This is a genomic window from Amycolatopsis dongchuanensis (assembly GCF_039542405.1).
GTDB classification, from domain to species: Bacteria; Actinomycetota; Actinomycetes; order Mycobacteriales; family Pseudonocardiaceae; genus Amycolatopsis_E; species Amycolatopsis_E sacchari.
The window spans coordinates 57691-75617 of sequence record NZ_BAABIB010000017.1; the positions used below are offsets into that span (position 1 = coordinate 57691).

Below are 17927 nucleotides of genomic sequence, written 5' to 3' on the forward strand. Positions count from 1 at the left end.
CGGAGCGGTTCGTCTGGCACAGCATCGTGCGCTGACCCGCCACAGCCCAAATTCAGCACCCTGTCGGCGAAGCGCCCAGCCGGACTGAGGTTTTCCGCATCTGTTAAGACCGGTGCGTGGCCCCAAACGCGCACTGACCGATCTGGACCTGGAGAGCGAACTGTCCTGAGGCGAGAACGGCCCCCTTCCGCGTGGGAAGGGGGCCGTTCAGCGGTCAGAGCTTCGCGAGGCCGGGCTTGAGCTTGTCCAGCACCCACGGGATGTCGTAGACCGTCGGGTAGCGCAGGGCCGAGATGGTCGCCATGTCGACCACCAGGTAGTTGCCCGACTTCACGTTCGCCACGAGCTGGTTGCTCTCGAATGCCTGCTGCAGGTCGGGCGAGGTGAACGCGATGACCACGAGGTCGGCCGCGAGCTTGTCGTACTGCTCGGGCGACAGCGAACCGGTCGGGCTGCCGGAGTCGTTCTGGCCCAGGTTCGCCACGTTCGGCGACAGCTTCAGGCCCAGCGACTGGATCAGCTGCACCGCGAAGTCCTTTTGCGACACCAGCGTGAAGATCTTGCCCGCGGTGTTGCCGACGGAGGCGGTGAACGTCTTGCCCGCCGCCTTCGGGTAGTCCGCCTTCACCTTGTCGATGGCGGCCTGCGTGGTGTCGATGACCTGCTGTGCCTGGCTGGACTTGCCCAGCGCCTTCGCCGTCACCTGCACGTGTTCCTGCCACGACTGCGCGCCCCACTCGGTCGCGTAGCCGACGGTCGGCGCGATCTTCGACAGGTTCGGGTACTCCTGGTCGAGGCCGTAGTCGGCGGTGGCCAGGATCAGGTCCGGCGTGAGCGCCCCGACCTCCTCGGCGTTGACGCCGTTGGTCGCGTCGACGATCTTCGTCTTCGCCGGATCGAGCTTGCCCTCCAGGTAGGCGGGCACGCCGGACGTGCCGGACTTGTTGAAGAACGCGACCGGCGTCACGCCCAGCGCCAGCGCCGCGTCCAGGTCGTCACTCGACGTCCCGACCACGACCACCCGCGAAGGCGCTTTCTCGATCGTCGTCGAGCCGAACTTGTGCGTGATCGTCACGGGGAACGCGGCGGCATCCGTCGCGGCCGAGGACGACGGCGCCGAGGACGACGAGTCCTGCACGTCGCCGCACGCGACCAGGCCGAAGGAGACGGCGCCCGCGAGCAGCAGGGCGCCGAGGATTCTCTTACGGGACATGAACTGCCTTTCCTGAACCGGCGGGGCAGCGGCTACCGGTCGTAACCGCAGTGCTGTTGCCGCTTAGGTTTGCCTAGCCAAACTGCCCCGTCAAGGCGCGCTGCATCACCCTGTGACCAGTCCGTTAGGAATCGAGGTAGCGCACCACGGCCAGTACCCGCCTGCTGAAGCCCGCCGTGTGGGCGAGGCCCAGCTTGTCGAAGATGGAGTTCACGTGCTTCTCGACCGTGCTCTGCGACACGTGCAGCTCCGCCCCGATACCGGCGTTCGAGTGCCCCTCTGCCATCTTCGCCAGCACCTCGACTTCACGCTCGGTGAGCGTCGCGAGCGGATCGGTGTGGGACGAGCGGGCCAGCAGCCGCCGCACCACCTCGGGATCGAACGCAGCGCCACCCCGCGCCACGCGGTCCAGCGCCTTCAGGAACTCGCCCACCTGCATGACGCGGTCCTTGAGCAGGTAGCCCACGCGTCCGCGTTCGCCGGTGATGAGGTTCGTGGCGTACCGCTTCTCCACGTACTGCGACAGCACGAGCACCCCCACGCCCGGCCAGCGGCGCCGGATCTCTAGCGCCGCTCTCATGCCCTCGTCGGTGTGCGAAGGCGGCATCCGGACGTCGGTGACCACCACATCGGGCTGGTGCGCCTCGGTCTCGGCGAGCAACGCCTCCGCGTCGCCGACCGCGGCGACCACCTCGTGCTCCTCCTCGGACAGCAGCCGGACGAGCCCTTCGCGCAACAGCGTCGAGTCCTCGGCCAGGATCACGCGCACGGCAACACCGCCCCGATCCGCGTCGGCCCGCCCTCGGGACTGTCCACAGTGAACTCGCCCTCCACCCCGGCGACCCGCCGCGCCAGCCCGGACAACCCACCGCCGCCGAGGTGTGCCCCGCCGAACCCGTCGTCGACGACCTCGACGTGCACGCTGCCCGACTCCTCCAGCACGGACACCGCGATCCGGCTCGCGTCCGCGTGCTTGACCGCGTTCGTCACGGCCTCCGAAACCACGAAGTACGCGGCCGTCTCGACGGCTGCCGGTAGTGAACCGACTTCACACCGCAGGTCTACCGGCAAGCCTGCCCGCTCGGCGAGCGATTCGAGCGCCGCGGGCAGGCCTTCGGAGGCCAGCGCGACCGGGTACACCCGCCACGCCACCTCACGCAGGTCCTCCAGCGCCCACGTCGCCTCCTCGTGTGCCTGGCGTAGCAACTCGTCCGACCTCGTGCTGTCCTTCGCGCGCCGCGCACGGCCCAGCAGTATGCCGAGCGCGACGAGCCGTTGCTGCACCCCGTCGTGGATGTCGCGCTCGATCCGGCGGCGCTCCTCGTCCACGGCCGCCAGCACCTCGGCCCGGCTCTCCGCGAGCGCGGTCACCCTGCGCTGCAACAGTTCCCGCTGGCTCGGGCCGAAGAAGTACCGCGCCAGCCGCCGCTCGAACGACACCACGCCGGCCAGCCCCTGCAGCGCGACGAACAACAACACGGTGCCGAGCAGCAGGACCGCGAGCCCGTCGTACCAGTCGTGGTCCCGGCCGATGGGATCTCCGCCACCCAGCGGCCGCCCGGTGGCGACCTGCCACAGCATGATCCCGATGGAGGTCCCGCCCAGCGCGATCAACACGAAGATCCCCGCCCCGATGCCGCCGAGCACGCACCGCACCGACAGGTACCGCAGCGCGCGCTCGCCGCGGTAGTCGTCGGCGTTCTCGCTGCCGTACCAGCGCGCCAGCCTCCGACGGTCCACTTCGGCCAGTGCGCGGGCAGCCGCGAACACCCGCGGCCGCACGGCCCGGACCGCCAGCGACGGCACGGCGAGCACCACGAAGACCGCCTCCGCGAACGCGGCGAGACCGCCGAGCGCGAGCCCGACGGTGATCCGGGCGGCCCGGCCTACGTGGTTCATGACGTCGAGACTAGCGAGCGGCGGGGCCGTGCGGACTGCGGTTTTCCACAGTAAAAGTCGGCGGTCGACCGCATGGTCCGAGGCGGCCGCGGTTCGTAGCGTCGGATGGCATGAGCGAATCACTGACAGGCCTGGCGGGCTGGGCCGTACACCTGATGGACACCCTCGGCGGGCCCGGTGCCGCGCTGATCGTCGGCCTGGACAACCTGTTCCCGCCCATCCCCAGCGAGCTCGTGCTGCCACTCGCGGGCTTTTCCGCGAGCCAGGGCACGTTCACGCTCCTCGGCGCACTGGCCTGGACGACGCTGGGTTCGGTGGCGGGGGCGATGATCGTCTACTGGCTCGGCGTGCTGCTGGGCCGCGAGCGCACGCGCGCGTTGATCCTGCGGATCCCGTTGCTGAAGGCCGAGGACTTCGACCGCACCGAGGCGTGGTTCGCGCGGCACGGGCAGAAGGCGGTGTTCTTCGGGCGGATGGTGCCGATCTTCCGGAGCCTCATCTCGCTGCCGGCCGGGATCGAGCGAATGCCCTTCGCCCGGTTTCTCGCGCTCACCACACTCGGGAGTCTGTTGTGGAACACCGCGTTCGTGATCGCGGGCTACCTGCTCGGCGCCAACTGGCACGTCGTGAACGACTACGCCGGCGTGGCCCAGTACCTGGTCCTCGCCGGCGTAGCCGTCGCGATCATCGGGTTCGTCGTGGTGCGGCTCAGGCGGCCTGGGCGACCGGCGCCGACGCGGCAGTGAGCGCCAGCTCCAGCACCTCGCGGACGTTCGACACGGGGTGCACGTCAAGCTCGGCGAGGACGTCCGCGGGGACGTCGTCGAGGTCCGGCTCGTTGCGCTGCGGGATGATCACCGTCTTCATCCCGGCCCGGTGCGCCGCCAGCAGCTTCTGCTTGACGCCGCCGATCGGCAGCACCCGCCCGGTCAGCGAGACCTCACCGGTCATCGCCACGTCGGCCCGCACCACGCGGCCCGACAGCAGCGACGCCAGCGCGGTGGTCATCGTGACCCCGGCCGACGGGCCGTCCTTCGGCACCGCGCCCGCGGGGACGTGCACGTGAATACCGCGCTCCTTCAGGTCACCGACCGGCAGCTCGAGCTCCGCGCCATGAGACCGCAGGTACGACAGGGCGATCTGCGCCGACTCCTTCATCACGTCACCCAGCTGGCCGGTCAGGGTCAGCCCGGTGCCGCCGGACTCCGGGTCCGCCAGCGAGGCCTCGACGTAGAGGACGTCACCACCGGCACCGGTGACCGCGAGACCCGTCGCGACGCCGGGGGTGGCGGTCCTCTGGGTCGACGCGGGCAGCGAGGACTCGGGCAGGTGCCGCGGCCGGCCGAGGTAGCCGGGCAGGTCCTCGGCGTCGACCGTCACGGGCAGGGTCGCCTCGCCCAGCGCGGTCTTCGTCGCGATCTTGCGCAGCACCTTCGCGATCGTCCGGTTCGCGTTCCGGACGCCGGCCTCCCACGTGTACTCGGTGGCGATCCGGCTCAGCGCCGCGTCGGTGAACACCACGTCGCCCGGCTGCATCCCGGCCCGCTCCAGCTCACGCGGCAGCAGGTGGTCCCGGCCGATCACGACCTTCTCCTGCTCGGTGTAGCCGTCCAGCGTCACCAGCTCCATGCGGTCCAGCAGCGGGCCGGGGATGGTCTCCAGCGCGTTGGCGGTCGCCAGGAACACCACGTCGGACAGGTCGAGCTCGACCTCCAGGTAGTGGTCGCGGAACGTGTGGTTCTGCTCCGGGTCCAGCACCTCGAGCAGCGCCGCGGTCGGGTCGCCGCGGTAGTCGGCGCCGACCTTGTCCACCTCGTCGAGCAGGACCACCGGGTTCATCGACCCGGCCTCCTTGATGGCGCGGACGATGCGGCCCGGCAGCGCGCCGACGTAGGTGCGCCGGTGCCCGCGGATCTCCGCCTCGTCCCGGATGCCACCGAGCGCGACGCGGACGAACTCGCGGCCCATCGCCTTCGCGACGGACTCGCCGAGCGAGGTCTTGCCGACCCCGGGAGGCCCGACGAGCGCCAGCACGGCGCCGGAGTGCCGCCCGCCGACCTGACCCTTGCCGGCCTCGGCGCGGCGGGCACGCACGGCCAGGTACTCGATGATGCGTTCCTTCACGTCGTCCAGACCCGCGTGGTCGGCGTCCAGCACGGCGCGGGCGGCGGCGATGTCGTGCACGTCCTCGGTCCGCTTGTGCCACGGCATCTCCAGGACGGTGTCCAGCCACGTCCGGATCCAGCCGCCCTCCGGCGACTGGTCGGAGGTCCGCTCCAGCTTGTCCACCTCGGCCAGCGCGGCCTTGCGGACGTGCTCGGGCAGGTCGGCCTTCTCGACGCGGGCGCGGTAGTCGTCCTCACCGTCGCCGCTGCCGTCCAGCTCGCCCAGCTCCTTGCGGATCGCCTCCAGCTGGCGGCGCAGCAGGAACTCCTTCTGCTGCTTCTCCATGCCCTCGGCGACGTCCTTGCGGATCGTGTCGGTGACCTCCAGCTCGGCCAGGTGCTCGCGGCTCCACTCGAGCGCGCGCTCCAGCCGGGCCGCGACGTCGAGCGTGCGCAGCAGCTCCAGCTTCTGGTCGAGGTCGAGGTACGGGGCGTTGCCCGCGAGGTCCGCGATCGCGGACGGGTCCTCGAGCTCCTGGACGGCGTCGATCATCTGCCAGCCGCCACGCTGCTGGAGGATCGAGATCACCACGGTCTTGTGCTCGGCGGCAAGCGTTTGCGCGCGCTCACCGCTCAGCTCCGCCGCTTCCTCCACACGCATCCAGCGGGCCGCGCCGGGGCCTTCGCCGGTCTCGCCGACGAGCGCTCGACGGGTGCCCCGCAGCAACACGGCGGCCTTGCCGCCGGGGATGCGGCCGATGCGCTCGATCGTCGCGACGGTGCCCAGCTCGGCGTACTCGCCGTGGACGCGCGGAACGATCAGGACCTCGGCCTTGGCGGCGGGCAGGGACCGGATGCCGGGGAACGACGGTGCGCTCGGTGCTTTCGCCTGCGCGGATTCCACCGCGGCACGGACTTCGGGCTCGTCGAGCTCCAGCGGGACGATCATGCCGGGTAGCACGACGTCCTCGTCGAGGGGAAGCAGGGGCAGGAGCCTGGATTCAGTCATCGGGACGCTCCTTCTAGTTGAGTCTGCACAGCTCAACTTCGCCGCGTCCCGTTTTGTTTCCGCAGGTCGTTCGCTATGAGCGAGCGGCGTTCCGGGAATAAACAGCGGGCCTGCGGTACCAGTAGGTCCACAGCGGGCGGTAGCCGTGCCCGTACCAGAACGGCGTCGAACGGGGGCTCGCGAGCGTGTGGTGCAGCAGCACCGCGTCGATCCCCGCCTCGTCGTAGAGCTGGTGGGCGTGGGCCGCCAGCGCGGTACCGACGCCGGACGAGCGGGCGGCCTCCGACACTTGCAGAGAAGAGAGGTAGCCGACGCGCTCCGCGGCGACGAACGGCGCGACCCAGTCCGTCTCCGGCGGGTACTGCAGCCGCAGGAACCCCAGCGGGCGTCCGTACAGCTCGGCGAGCCACACCGTCGGCTCCGTCCGGTCCAGCTGCGCCGCGAGGTCGGCCCGCAGTAGCTCGCCCGCGTTCTCCCGCAACGTCACGAGCCCGAACTGGGCGTCGTAGCGCTGGAGCTCGGTGTACAGCTCGACGGCCGTGTCGAGGTCCGCAGGCTCCGCCGCACGCAGGCGCACGCCGGGTTCGGCGGGTGGGCCGGCCGCGGCGAGGCGGTCGGCCGGGCGTACGGCCAGCACGCGCACGGGTGCGAAGCCGTGCCGCAGCAGTTCCGCCGAACCGGCTGGCTCCCGGCTCGGGCGGGCCACGACGGCCGCCGTGTCCCAGTCCCCGGCGCTCGCCACACCGGTGAGATGTTCATCCCATCGTATGAGGATTTCGGACAGTGCGGCTTCCGGTTCTTCGCCGGTCAGCCGGACGTCGAGCCGGTGCTCCACGAGTGGCCGCCACAGAGAGTCACTTGATCGTTCAGATACTTCGCTGCGCCACGCGTGCCCCTCGGCGGCCGAACCCGCGGACCCGGCGCGGAAAACGGTTACCGACTCCGGTGGCGGGGCAAGCGGGTTTGACAAGGGCAGCAACGGGTCGGCGGCCCTGGGGCCGGTGGCCTGCGGTGTCGCGATCGCCTCCGTGTCCATGCCGGTATTGAAGCGCTCTTGCTCGATCCAGCGCAGCACTTGTTCGGTTACCGCTCGTCATCGGAAAAAGAACGCCACTCGGGTTCCCGTTTCACCCGGTAGTCGCCATGGCCGCGGACCGTTGGCGCATTGTTAACTAAGGGCTGATCTGATGACGATCAGAGACGGGCTGAAGTACGCCCTCCGGGGTACAGTGACACCCTCATTCGTGCGGAGATCGAGTTTTCCGTGCAGGTGCGCCGGGGGCCAGGGGTGGGAAGGAGGTCGCATGCCGGGCACAGGCGGCACACCGGACACAGCCGCTCCCGCGGCCGCCGGTGGCGAAGCCCGCCCGTCCTCCGGGGAGGCGGCAGGCGACGAGCGGCGGTTCCGCATCTACACGGCCGTCGTCCTCACCTTCGGCATCCTGTCCGCGGCACTGGTCTCCGTGCTGTGGCTGCCGTTCCACGGGCACGCCTCGCTGTGGTGGATCGGCCCGGTGCTCGCGCTGTCGTTCCTGCTCGCCGAGCAGCTGGGCATCAACGTCGACGTGCGCAGCGGTATCTCGTGGACCATCTCCTTCACCGAGATCCCGCTGGTCATCGGCTTCTTCGTGGCCCCGTTCGAGGTCGTGCTCGCCGCGCACCTGGTGGCGGGCATCAGCACACTCGTCGTGCGGCGCGTGTCCGGCCGCGTCCTCTACAACGCGGGCGCGTTCCTGCTGGAGATCACGAGTGCGTTCGCCGTCGCGGGCCTCGTTCAGCACGCCACCGGCACCACCGAGATGACGTGGCCCGCCGCGCTCGCCGGCACCCTGACCGCGCCGCTGGCCAGCACGCTGCTCGCGCTCGCGGCCGTGCGCGTGCTGCGGCGGCGGATGCGGATCGGCACCGCGCTGCGGCTGACCGGGCGGATCCTGGTCGTCGGGTTCGTCAACGCCTCGGTGGGCCTGAGCGGTTACCTCGTCATCGCGGGCACCAGCAACGCGTGGCCGCTCGTGGTCGCCGTGTTCCTCGGCCTTTCCGCCCTGTACTGGGCCTATTCGGACCTGCTGCGCGAGCAGCGGGACATGGAAGCGCTTTCCGACGTCAGCCTGATGGTCGCCAGGTCGGGGCAGCAGGCCGCCGCCCGCCCGGCGAGCCGCGTCGACGACCTCAGCGGCGGCGTGAACGCCAGCGACTGGGCCACGATCGCCGAGCGGATCAAGGACCAGCTCTCCGCGGCCCGTGTCGTCCTGCGCCTGCGGCTGGAGCCGACCGCGGCGATGACCACCGTCGTCGCGGGCGAGCCGCTGCCCGGTGACGGGCGGCTCGGGGAGGACGCGCTGGTCCGGCTGCCGGGCTCGCACGTCCGGCATTTCCGCATCACGGAGGCGAACGCCGACGTCACGGCCGCACTGCTGGACCGCAACGCGCAGGAGGCGCTGGTCGTCCCGCTGCGCAGCGCGAACCAGCTGCTGGGGGTCGTCGAGGCGCACGACCGGCTGTCGCGCTGGCGCGGGTTCGGCAAGTACGACGTGCAGCTGCTCGGCACGATGGCCAGCCACCTCGCGACGGCGCTGGACAACCGGCGCCTGCTGGCGACGCTGCGCCACGACGCCTACCACGATCCGCTGACCGGTCTGCTCAACCGGCCGGGCTTCCGGCAGGTGGCGCGTGAGCCGTTGCGGGACCAGGACGCGGCGGTGCTGCGGGTGGATCTCGATGTGTTCTCGACGGTCAGCGACGCGCTCGGCTACACCTGGGCGGACCGGATGGTGATCGCCGCGGGCCGGCGGATCCGGGACGCACTGGGCCCGGACGTCCCCCTCGCCCGGCTCGAGGGCGCGTCGTTCGCGGCGCTGCTCGTCGGCTACCCGAGTTCCGAGATCCACGCCGTCGCGGAGCGGCTGCGCGGACAGCTGTCGGCGCCCTACCCGGTGGACCGCCTCACGGTCGAGGCGAACGCCATGGTGGGGTACGCGACGCCGCTGGCCGAGGACAGCGAGAGCACGGACATCGACGCGCTGCTGCAGCGGGCCGACGTCGCCGTGCGGGCCACGCGCGGTGGGGAAGAGGTCCGCGCCTATGTGCCGAGCATGGGGCAGATCTTCCTGCGCCGGTTCCAGATGGTCACGCAGTTCCGGCAGGCGCTGGAAGAGGGCCAGCTGAGCGTGCACTACCAGCCGAAGATCTCGCTGCCGAGCAAGCAGGTGCTGGGTGTCGAGGCGCTGGTCCGGTGGGTGCACCCGGAGTTCGGGAAACTGGACCCGGACGAGTTCGTGCCGGCGGTCGAGGCGGCGGGGCTCATCGGCGTGCTGACCGGTTTCGTGCTGGACGAGTCGCTCAAGCGCGTGCGCAAGTGGATGGACGAGGGGCTGCGGATCTCGGTGGCCGTGAACCTGTCCGTGCGCAACCTGGCGGACGTGGACTTCCCGGCGAAGGTGGTCGACTCCCTGCGGCGGTTCGGGGTGCCACCGGGGCTGCTGACGTTCGAGCTGACGGAGTCCGGCGTGATGGCCGATCCGCAGAAGGCGCTGCCCATCCTGCAGGAGCTGCACGAGCTGGGCATCGTCCTGGCGGTCGACGATTTCGGGACGGGATATTCGTCACTGGCCTACCTGCGGCGCCTGCCGGTGGACGAGGTCAAGATCGACAAGAGCTTCGTCCTGGGCATGGGCACGGACCTGGGTGATCTCGCGGTGGTGCGCTCGATCGTCGAGCTGGGTCACTCGCTGGGCCTGACGGTCGTCGCGGAGGGCGTCGAGGAGGACATCGCGAGGGACCAGCTGGAGGCCATGGGCTGTGACGTGGCGCAGGGCTACCTGATCTCGCGTCCCCTGGCCGAGGACCGGCTGGAGGCCTGGCTCCAGGCCCGAACGGCCAGGTCAGCGGGCCGTCAGCGGGAGACGATCCTGACGTTGTTGACGTAAGGGACCCCCGGTGCGCGAGGGGTGTCGCCGGTTGTGTAATCTCTTCGAGGCTTCAACGTTGAGGCGTTGATCCCGCCCCTTTAGCTCAGTCGGCAGAGCGTCTCCATGGTAAGGAGAAGGTCTACGGTTCGATTCCGTAAAGGGGCTCTCGGACGGGTGGTAACCTGTCCAAGGGAGCTGGCGCTCCCGGTGCCCTTGGACCCCCGGGCGGTGGGCACATCAGGGCGGTGTAGCTCAGTTGGCAGAGCAAGCGGCTCATAATCGCTGTGTCGCCGGTTCAAGTCCGGCCACCGCTACCGGGATTCGAGTTTTGTAGAGAAAGGCGTAGCCGTGGCTGCCACCGACGTGCGACCGAAGATCACCCTGGCGTGCGAGGAGTGCAAGCACCGCAACTACATCACCAAGAAGAACCGGCGTAACGACCCGGACCGCTTGGAGATGAAGAAGTTCTGCCCGAACTGCGGTACGCACCGGGTGCACAAGGAAACCCGCTGAGCACACAGACCAGAGAACCGCCGTCCCCAAGTTGGGGGCGGCGGTTTTTTTGTGTCGGGCCTGGGGACCGAATGTGGTCGGCGCCACCACGGGCGGGGGTCTTGTTTGCGCGGCAACCCGAAGCGAGCAGGCCGACCCGGGAGCGGTGGCTTTCCTTGCGCGGGGAAGCGGCGGCGGAACGGCGAGGGGTCTCGGCTCGCAGCCGCCCAGCAACCCGAGGCGAGCAGGGCTCCCATCCGCCGCACGTGGCGAAGGGAACGAGGGCCCGGCACCCACCGCAAGCCGATGACGGAACGGCGGCAAGCCCGCCGCACCCGGCGGCGGAACGGCGGGAGGCTCGCCACCGCACCGCACCGCACCGCACCGCACCGCATCCGACGGCGGAACGGAGGGAGGCCCGCTGCACGTGGCGAAGGGAACGAGGGCCCGGCACCCACCGCCACCCGATGACGGGACGGGGGCAAGCCCGTCGCATCCGGCGGCGGAACGGCGGGAGGCCCACCGCACCGCACCGCATCCGACGGCGGAACGGAGGGAGGCTCGGTCACCCCACCGGAACCGAGCAACGCAACGCGAGCGGCCACACCGCCCACACCCACCCCCGCCCCGATCCCCAGCCGCACTTACGGTCGATCCGGCGGGTCAAGAGTGGGCGAAGCCCATCCCGAAGGGACGCCGAAGGCGCTCTTGACGCGACGGATCGGCCGTGAACACTCAAAGATCGGGGCGGGGGTGGGGCCGCTCAGCAGGGCGCGCAGCGCCCGGTGGACCCCGGTGCGCGGGCACTCAAGCGAGCAGGGAAAAAGAATGCCTCGCCGGCGGGCAGGCTCCAGGATGATCGGGCCCAAAGGGATCTCACCTTTGGGTGGGTGGTCGAGTTGAGTGATCATCCCGTCGCCTGCGGTTTGTGCATATCACTTTGAGGACCAGCCGCAAGCCTGGCAACGTCGACCGCCGGTTGGCAAAAAAGGTTGCGGCTGCTCCTCAAAGTGATCCACCGGTATCAGCCGACGCAACTCTGGGGCCCTCATAGCGCCTGCCCCCGCCGCTCGAACACCACATCCCGCGCCGTCCTCAGCGCCGTCGCGATCGCTCCGGTCAACGCTGCCTCTTCCCCCAGTTCCCCTGGCACGATCGTCGGCCGGAGAGGTGTTGCGTGGGCCAGGGCGCGCTCCAGCGGCGCCGACAGCAGGTCCGTGTTCTTCCCGATCCCACCGCCGAGCACGACCAGCGCCGGGTCGATCACCGCCGCCACCGAGGCCACCATGAACGCCAGGCGCGTGGCCTCTTCCTCGACCGCCTCCAGCGCCCGCGCATCGCCCTCCCGGGCCAGGGTGAAGACGTCCTTCGCGGTGCGCACCGACAGACCCCGGGCCGACGCCATCTCCACCACCGAATGCGCCGCCGCGGCCGACTCCAGCAAGCCTTCGCGCGGGGGTGAGCTGGGCGGCGGCCAGCCGTAGGGCAGGTACCCGACCTCGCCCGCAGCACCGTGCGCGCCCCGGAACAGGACCCCGTCGACCACGATGCCCATGCCGATCCCGGTGCCGACGGTCACGCACACGAACACGTCGGCATCCCGCGCCGCGCCGGCTTCGTACTCGCCGATGGCGGTCAGGTTCGCGTCGTTCTCCACCACGAGATCCGTGCCCAGCAAGGACGACAGCTCGTTGAGCAGGCCCTTGCGCTCCCAGCCCGGCAGGTTCGGCGCGCGCCGCAGCGTCGCCGAGCGGTGGTCCGGGACGCCGGGGGTGCCGACGACCGTCGACACGATGTCCGCCATCCGCAGACCCGCCTCCGCGACCGCGTCCTCCGCCGCCGAGCGCACCGACTGCAGCAGCGCGCCCGCCGAACGGGCCTTGTTCCGGGTGTCCAGCCGCGCCACCACCGAGCCCGCCAGATCCGCCACCGCGACGCGGATCAAACCGCGCCCGATGTCGATGCCCAATACGTGCCCGGCCGCGGGGTTCACCTCGTACACCACCGCCGACCGGCCGGGACCCGAGATCGTCCGGCCCGCCGTGCGCACCAGACCGTGCTGTTCGAGGTCGAGCAGGGCCTGGCCGACCGTGGGCTTGGACAGGCCCGTGTCGGCCGCGATCCGGGGGCGCGTCGCGGGGCCGTGGTCACGCAACCGCTGCAGCACCGCGCGCTGGTTCAGCTCACGCATGCTCGCCGGAGTGCCGACCGCCAACGCCCCATCCCCTGCCTCGTAGAACCCGGTAACGACCAGTTTAGGAGACGAACCCCTTCCACCAGCGTCAGGTCTATGTTAAGAAACCTTCTTAACAAACGAACGGAGGCGCGCCGTGAGTTCACCCACGCGATCCGAAGCGGCCGGCCTGCAGCGGCAGATCGGCCCCGTGCAGGCGACCGCGATCAACATGACGCAGATGTGCGGTATCGGCCCGTTCGTGACGATCCCCGCGATGGTCGCCACGATGCAGGGCCCGCAGGCGATGTTCGGCTGGGTCGTCGGCGCGATCATCGCGCTCGCCGACGGGCTCATCTGGGCCGAGCTGGGCGCGGCGATGCCCGGCGCCGGCGGCACGTACATCTACCTTCGCGAAGCGTTCCAGTACCGCACCGGCAGGCTGATGCCGTTCCTGTTCGCGTGGAGCGCGGTGCTGTTCATCCCGCTGATCATGTCCACCGGCGTGATCGGACTGGTCAGCTACCTCGGCTACCTCGTGCCCGGCGTGGTGGACGCCGACGGCCACACGACCGTGCTCGGGCACGTCATCGGGATCGCCGTCGTGGTCGTCGTCGTGTTCGCGCTGTGGCGGCGGATCGGCGAGATCGGCAAGCTCACCACGGTCCTGTTCGGCGTGATGCTGTTCTCCGTGCTCGCCGTGGTCCTCGCCGCCTTCACGCACTTCGACGGCGGCCGCGCCTTCGGCTTCACGCCCGGCGCTTTCGGCTCGCACGGCGCGTTCTGGACCGGCCTCGGCGCCGGGCTCGTGATCGCGATCTACGACTACCTCGGCTACAACACGACCGCGTACCTCGGCGCCGAGCTGCGTGACCCGGGCCGGACGCTGCCGCGGTCCATCGTGTACTCGGTGCTCGGCATCATGGGCCTGTACTTCCTGCTCCAGGTCGGCGTGCTGGGCGCGGTGCCGTGGGAGGAGGTGACGAACTCCTCGTCGATCGCGTCGCTGGTGCTGGAGCGCACGTGGGGCAGCACGGCCGCCAAGATCATCACCGTCGCCATCGTGATCACCGCCTTCGGCTCGGTGTTCGCGGGGCTGCTCGGCGGCTCGCGGGTGCCGTTCGAGGCGGCGCGCGACAAGCTGTTCCTGCCGTGGTTCGCGCGCCTGCACCCGCGGCTGAACTTCCCGACGTTCGGCCTGCTCGCGATGGGCGTGATCACCGCCGTGGGCTCGCTGTTCACCCTCACCGACGTCATCAACATGGCGCTCGCCGTGCTGGTGGTCGTGCAGTCGGTCGCCCAGGTCGCGGCGATCTTCGTGCTGCGGCGGCGCCAGCCGAACCTCAAGCGCCCGTACCGCCAGTGGCTCTTCCCCGTGCCGACGCTCATCGCGCTGGTCGGCTGGGGCTACATCTTCTACTCCGCGAGCACGCTGTCGAAGTGGCTCACGCTGGCGTGGATCGTCGTCGGCGTCCTCGCGTACCTGGTCTGGGCGAAGGTCGAGCGGACCTGGCCCTTCGGTGAGAAGGAGATCCGGGAGGCGTACGCCGCATGAAGATCGCACTGGGAGCCGCGGTCCTCGCCGCGACCGCACTGCTCACCCCGCCCGCGGCCGCACAGCCGCACGACACCGGGCTCATCACCGTCGGCACGCAGGGGTGGCAGGTGCAGAGCAGCGCCGTCGCCACCGATTCCCCCGAGCAGATCTCCAACCCCGCCTACCGCACCACGAACTGGCTGCGCGTCAGGCCCGACGACGCGGGCGCACCCGGCACGGAGCTCAACGCGCTGGTGCAGAACGGCCAGTGCCCGGACGTCTTCTACTCCGACAACATGCGCAAGTGCTTCGGGTACATGGACAAGCTCGGCCCGGTGACCGTGCCGCGCTTCGCCGTGCCGTGGTGGTTCCGCACCGACTTCACGCTGAACACCGCGCCCGGCCAGAACGTGAAGATGACCATCCCCGGCGTGGTCGGCGAGGCCGACGTGTGGGTGGACGGCAAGCAGGTCGCCACGCGCGAGGTCGTCAGCGGCGCGTACGCGGGCCACACGTTCGACATCACGGGGTTCGTGCGGCCCGGCAAGAACTCGCTCGCGGTCAAGATGTACCCGAACGACCCGACGAAGATGTTCACGCTGGACCAGGTGGACTGGAACCAGTTCCCGCCGGACAACAACACCGGCATCCAGTTCCCCATCCAGCTCCAGCTTTCCGACGCGCTGACCGGCTCGGACGCGCACGTCGTGCAGCAGAACGCGGCCGACCTGTCGAGCTCGAAGCTGACCGCGAAGCTCGACGTCACCAACAACGCCGACCGGGCGCAGGCCGGTGACGTCAGCGCGACGATCACACCGCCGGACGGCGGGAAGCCGATGGTGGTGCGGCAACGCGTCACCGTGCCCGCGCACAGCACGAAGACGGTCACGTTCGCCCCGGTGACGATCAACCACCCGCGGCTGTGGTGGCCCTACTCGATGGGGGACCAGCCGCTGTACACGTTGAGCACCGCGGTCGCCCAGGGCGGCAAGGTGTCCACCACCTCCAGCCAGACGTTCGGCATCCGCACGGTCACCACGCGGCTCGTCGGCAAGTCGCCGCAACTGCCGGACGGCGCACGCATCTTCGCCGTCAACGGCAAGGAGTTCGTCTTCCGCGGCGGCGGTTACGCGCCCGACCTGTTCCTGCGCTACTCGAAGTCCGACGTGGCGCACCAGGTCCAGCTGATCAAGAACATGGGCCTCAACGGCATCCGGCTCGAAGGCCACGACATGCCGCAGGACTTCTACGAGCAGATGGACCGCGCGGGGCTGCTGGTGCTCGGCGGCTTCCTGTGCTGCGACGCCTGGCAGCCGGAGACCGAGGCGAACCTGACCAACCGCGACTTCCGCATCATCCACGACTCCGCGCGCACCATCGGCGAGCTGGAGCGCAGCCACCCGAGCGTCATCACCTACGGCTGGAGCGACAACGAACCGTTGCCGCGCCAGGAAAGGGAGTCGCTCGCCGGGTTCGCCGAGGCCGACTTCGACGTGCCGATCGTCGCCTCCGCCGAGTACAAGAGCACCCCGACGCTCGGCCCGGCGGGGGAGAAGGAAGGCCCGTACGACTGGGTCCCGCCGTCGTACTGGTACGACACGACGCACTACGACCCCGACGACCCGACCCGCACCAACGCCGGCGGCTCGTGGGGTTTCGCGAGCGAGCAGAGCGCCGGGCACACCGTGCCCACGCTCGACTCGATCAAGCGGTTCCTCTCACCGGAGGAGCAGGCGAAGCTGTGGCAGGACCCGGAGTACAACCAGTACCACGCGAACTTCGAGCCAGGGCACGGCGGTTACGCCTTCGGCACGCTGTACACGTTCGACACCGCGCTCAAGGCCCGCTACGGCGGCTGGTCCGATTTGGACTCCTACGTCCAGCTGGCGCAGCTGCAGAACTACGAGAACACCCGCTCGCAGTTCGAGGCGTTCCTCGACCACTCGACGGACAAGGCGAATCCCGCGACGGGCATCGTGTACTGGCAGCTCAACAAGGGCTGGCCGACGCTGCTGTGGTCGCTCTACAACTACGACGGCGACCAGCCCGGCGCCTACTACGGCGCGCAGAAGGCCAACAAGCCGCTGCACGCCCTGCTGGGCTACGACGACAACCAGGTCACGATCGACAACCTCGGCGGCGCCACGCAGGACGGCCTGGGCGTCGAGGCGAAGGTCTACGACCTGAACGGCACGCTGCTCGACGACCAGAAGGCCGGCGGGCTCGCGTTGCGCGGCCAGGAGGTCCGCAACGACGTGTTGCGGCCGAAGCTGCCCGCCACGGGCTCGGTCCACTTCGTCGAGCTGCTGTTGTCCCAGCACGGCAAGGTGGTCGACCGCAACGTGTACTGGCGCTCCACCAAGGCGGACGTCGTCGACTGGCCGTCCACTTTGGGCAATCCGCAGGCGACGATGACGCAGTACGCGGACTTCTCGGCGTTGCAGTCGCTGCCGCCGTCGTCGGTGCGGGCGGTCGCGAAGACACCGCGGCCGGGCCTGACGCAGGTCACGCTCACCAACACCTCGGACAAGGTCGCGTTCTTCCTGCGTGCCGACGTCCGGACCGGCGGGGCGCAGGTGGCGTCCGCGATCTGGGACGACAACGACATCACGTTGTGGCCCGGGGAATCGCAGACCCTCACCGCGACGTACGACCCCGTCGCGGCGCCGCAGGTCAGCGTGGACGGGTTCAACACGCCGGCTCTTACGGTGACCGCGTGAGCGAAGAGGTTCTCGGGATCGACTTCGGCGGCACGAAGGTCGCCGTCGGAGTCGCCGACCGGGCGGGGAACTTGGTGCGCCAGGCGCGGCTGGACACCGAGGCCGAACTGGGGGCCGGGCAGGTCGTGTCGCGTGCGCTCGCCGCCGCGCGCGACCTGCTCGACGGCACCGAACCCGCCGCCGTCGGCGTGGTGAGCCCCGGCATCGTCCTGCCCGACCGCGTCCTGCTCGCGCCCAACGTGCCCGGCTGGGAGGACCTGCGGCTGCGCGAGCTGGTGGCCGCGGAGTTCGCCGCGCCGGTCACGGTGGGCACGGACGTCAAGGCGGCCGGGCTCGCCGAGGTGCGCTGGGGCGCGCTCGCGGGCGCGGATCCGGCGGTGTTCCTGTCGCTGGGCACGGGCATCGCGGCCGCGATCGTCGTCGGCGGGCAGGTGCTGGCGGGCGCGAACGGCGCGGCGGGGGAGATCGGGTACCACCTCGTCGACGGTGCGGACGAGGGCTTCGCCTCGGGCGCGGCCCCGCTGGAGGAGGCCGTGGGCGGCCGCGGGCTGGGCCTGCGGGCGAGTGCCGCGCTGGGCCGCCCGGTGACCGCGGCGGAGCTGTTCACGCTGGCCCGCCGTGACCCCGCGGCGAAGGAACTGGTGTCACGCGCGCTCGACGAGTTGTCCCGGCACGTCGCGAACCTGGCGATCACGCTGGACCCGCGGCGGATCGCCGTCGGCGGGGGCCTCGCGGGGTCGAACGACGTCATCCTGCCCGCGCTGCGGGAGCGGCTGGCGCAGGCCGTGCCGTTCCCGCCGGAGGTCGTGGCGGCCCGGTTCCCGCACGACGGCGCCCTGCGCGGGGCGATCGCACTCGCTGGGTAATGTGC

The 17927-nt window shown here is 70.4% G+C and carries 12 protein-coding genes and 2 tRNA genes; 8 read left to right on the forward strand and 6 right to left on the reverse strand.

Features of this window, described 5'->3' with window-relative positions; all coding sequences use genetic code 11:
• Positions 1–214: 214 nt before the first annotated feature.
• From ABFX51_RS02960 to ABFX51_RS02970, 3 genes are all read right to left on the reverse strand, one after another.
• Positions 215–1213 carry an ABC transporter substrate-binding protein gene (locus tag ABFX51_RS02960; RefSeq protein ID WP_091505078.1) on the reverse strand — a complete coding sequence of 333 codons (999 nt, stop codon included), beginning with the start codon at positions 1211–1213 and terminating at the stop codon, positions 215–217.
• A gap of 124 nt (positions 1214–1337) precedes the next feature.
• Positions 1338–1982, reverse strand: coding sequence for a response regulator transcription factor (locus ABFX51_RS02965; protein WP_091505077.1), 645 nt, complete (start codon positions 1980–1982; stop codon positions 1338–1340).
• Entirely contained in the window at positions 1973–3112 is a 1140-nt protein-coding gene (locus ABFX51_RS02970; protein WP_091505076.1) for a sensor histidine kinase, read from the reverse strand. Before ABFX51_RS02970 ends, ABFX51_RS02965 begins: the two co-directional genes overlap by 10 nt.
• Positions 3113–3222: 110 nt before the next feature.
• On the opposite strand from ABFX51_RS02970, the gene ABFX51_RS02975 reads away from it, so the two are divergent.
• On the forward strand, positions 3223–3858 hold the full coding sequence (locus ABFX51_RS02975; RefSeq protein WP_091505075.1) for a DedA family protein: 636 nt from the start codon (positions 3223–3225) through the stop codon (positions 3856–3858).
• On the opposite strand, the gene lon is transcribed toward ABFX51_RS02975, so the two are convergent.
• Positions 3821–6226 carry an endopeptidase La gene (lon, locus tag ABFX51_RS02980; protein ID WP_346051923.1) on the reverse strand — a complete coding sequence of 802 codons (2406 nt, stop codon included), beginning with the start codon at positions 6224–6226 and terminating at the stop codon, positions 3821–3823. The two genes, ABFX51_RS02975 and lon, sit on opposite strands and share 38 nt — an antisense overlap.
• A 73-nt stretch (positions 6227–6299) precedes the next feature.
• Entirely contained in the window at positions 6300–7061 is a 762-nt protein-coding gene (locus ABFX51_RS02985) for a GNAT family N-acetyltransferase (RefSeq protein ID WP_342743473.1), read from the reverse strand.
• A 469-nt stretch (positions 7062–7530) separates the two neighbouring features.
• Between ABFX51_RS02985 and ABFX51_RS02990 the strand changes: the two genes are divergently transcribed.
• From ABFX51_RS02990 to rpmG, 4 genes are all read left to right on the forward strand, one after another.
• Entirely contained in the window at positions 7531–10152 is a 2622-nt protein-coding gene (locus ABFX51_RS02990; protein WP_091505073.1) for a putative bifunctional diguanylate cyclase/phosphodiesterase, read from the forward strand.
• A 74-nt stretch (positions 10153–10226) separates the two neighbouring features.
• Positions 10227–10299: transfer RNA gene (locus ABFX51_RS02995), tRNA-Thr, on the forward strand.
• A 76-nt stretch (positions 10300–10375) separates the two neighbouring features.
• A tRNA-Met gene (locus ABFX51_RS03000) sits at positions 10376–10448 on the forward strand.
• Positions 10449–10482: 34 nt separating this feature from the next.
• Entirely contained in the window at positions 10483–10647 is a 165-nt protein-coding gene (gene rpmG, locus ABFX51_RS03005) for a 50S ribosomal protein L33 (RefSeq protein ID WP_091505072.1), read from the forward strand.
• 1027 nt (positions 10648–11674) lie between these two features.
• On the opposite strand, the gene ABFX51_RS03010 is transcribed toward rpmG, so the two are convergent.
• A complete protein-coding gene (locus ABFX51_RS03010; RefSeq protein WP_091505215.1) occupies positions 11675–12817 on the reverse strand; it encodes an ROK family transcriptional regulator in 1143 nt (380 codons plus the stop codon).
• A 139-nt stretch (positions 12818–12956) separates the two neighbouring features.
• Between ABFX51_RS03010 and ABFX51_RS03015 the strand changes: the two genes are divergently transcribed.
• The 3 genes from ABFX51_RS03015 to ABFX51_RS03025 are packed head-to-tail and all read left to right on the forward strand — an operon-like array spanning position 12957 to position 17922.
• Complete coding sequence (locus ABFX51_RS03015; protein ID WP_346051926.1) at positions 12957–14354, forward strand: APC family permease; 1398 nt, start codon at positions 12957–12959, stop codon at positions 14352–14354.
• Entirely contained in the window at positions 14351–17056 is a 2706-nt protein-coding gene (locus ABFX51_RS03020; RefSeq protein ID WP_346051928.1) for a glycoside hydrolase family 2 protein, read from the forward strand. Before ABFX51_RS03015 ends, ABFX51_RS03020 begins: the two co-directional genes overlap by 4 nt.
• Positions 17053–17922, forward strand: a complete 870-nt coding sequence (locus ABFX51_RS03025) for an ROK family protein (protein WP_346051930.1) — start codon at positions 17053–17055, stop codon at positions 17920–17922. The genes ABFX51_RS03020 and ABFX51_RS03025 overlap by 4 nt, the downstream gene beginning before the upstream one ends.
• Positions 17923–17927 lie beyond the last annotated feature (5 nt).

What these genes read in the sequence shown, in the direction of transcription:
- ABFX51_RS03020 (WP_346051928.1), top strand. Translation starts at nt 14,351, where the DNA reads ATGAAGATCGCACTGGGAGCCGCGGTCCTCGCCGCGACCGCACTGCTC.
- ABFX51_RS02960 (WP_091505078.1), bottom strand. Translation starts at nt 1,213, where the DNA reads ATGTCCCGTAAGAGAATCCTCGGCGCCCTGCTGCTCGCGGGCGCCGTC.
- ABFX51_RS02990 (WP_091505073.1), top strand. Translation starts at nt 7,531, where the DNA reads ATGCCGGGCACAGGCGGCACACCGGACACAGCCGCTCCCGCGGCCGCC.
- lon (WP_346051923.1), bottom strand. Translation starts at nt 6,226, where the DNA reads ATGACTGAATCCAGGCTCCTGCCCCTGCTTCCCCTCGACGAGGACGTC.
- ABFX51_RS02970 (WP_091505076.1), bottom strand. Translation starts at nt 3,112, where the DNA reads ATGAACCACGTAGGCCGGGCCGCCCGGATCACCGTCGGGCTCGCGCTC.
- ABFX51_RS02975 (WP_091505075.1), top strand. Translation starts at nt 3,223, where the DNA reads ATGAGCGAATCACTGACAGGCCTGGCGGGCTGGGCCGTACACCTGATG.
- ABFX51_RS03010 (WP_091505215.1), bottom strand. Translation starts at nt 12,817, where the DNA reads ATGCGTGAGCTGAACCAGCGCGCGGTGCTGCAGCGGTTGCGTGACCAC.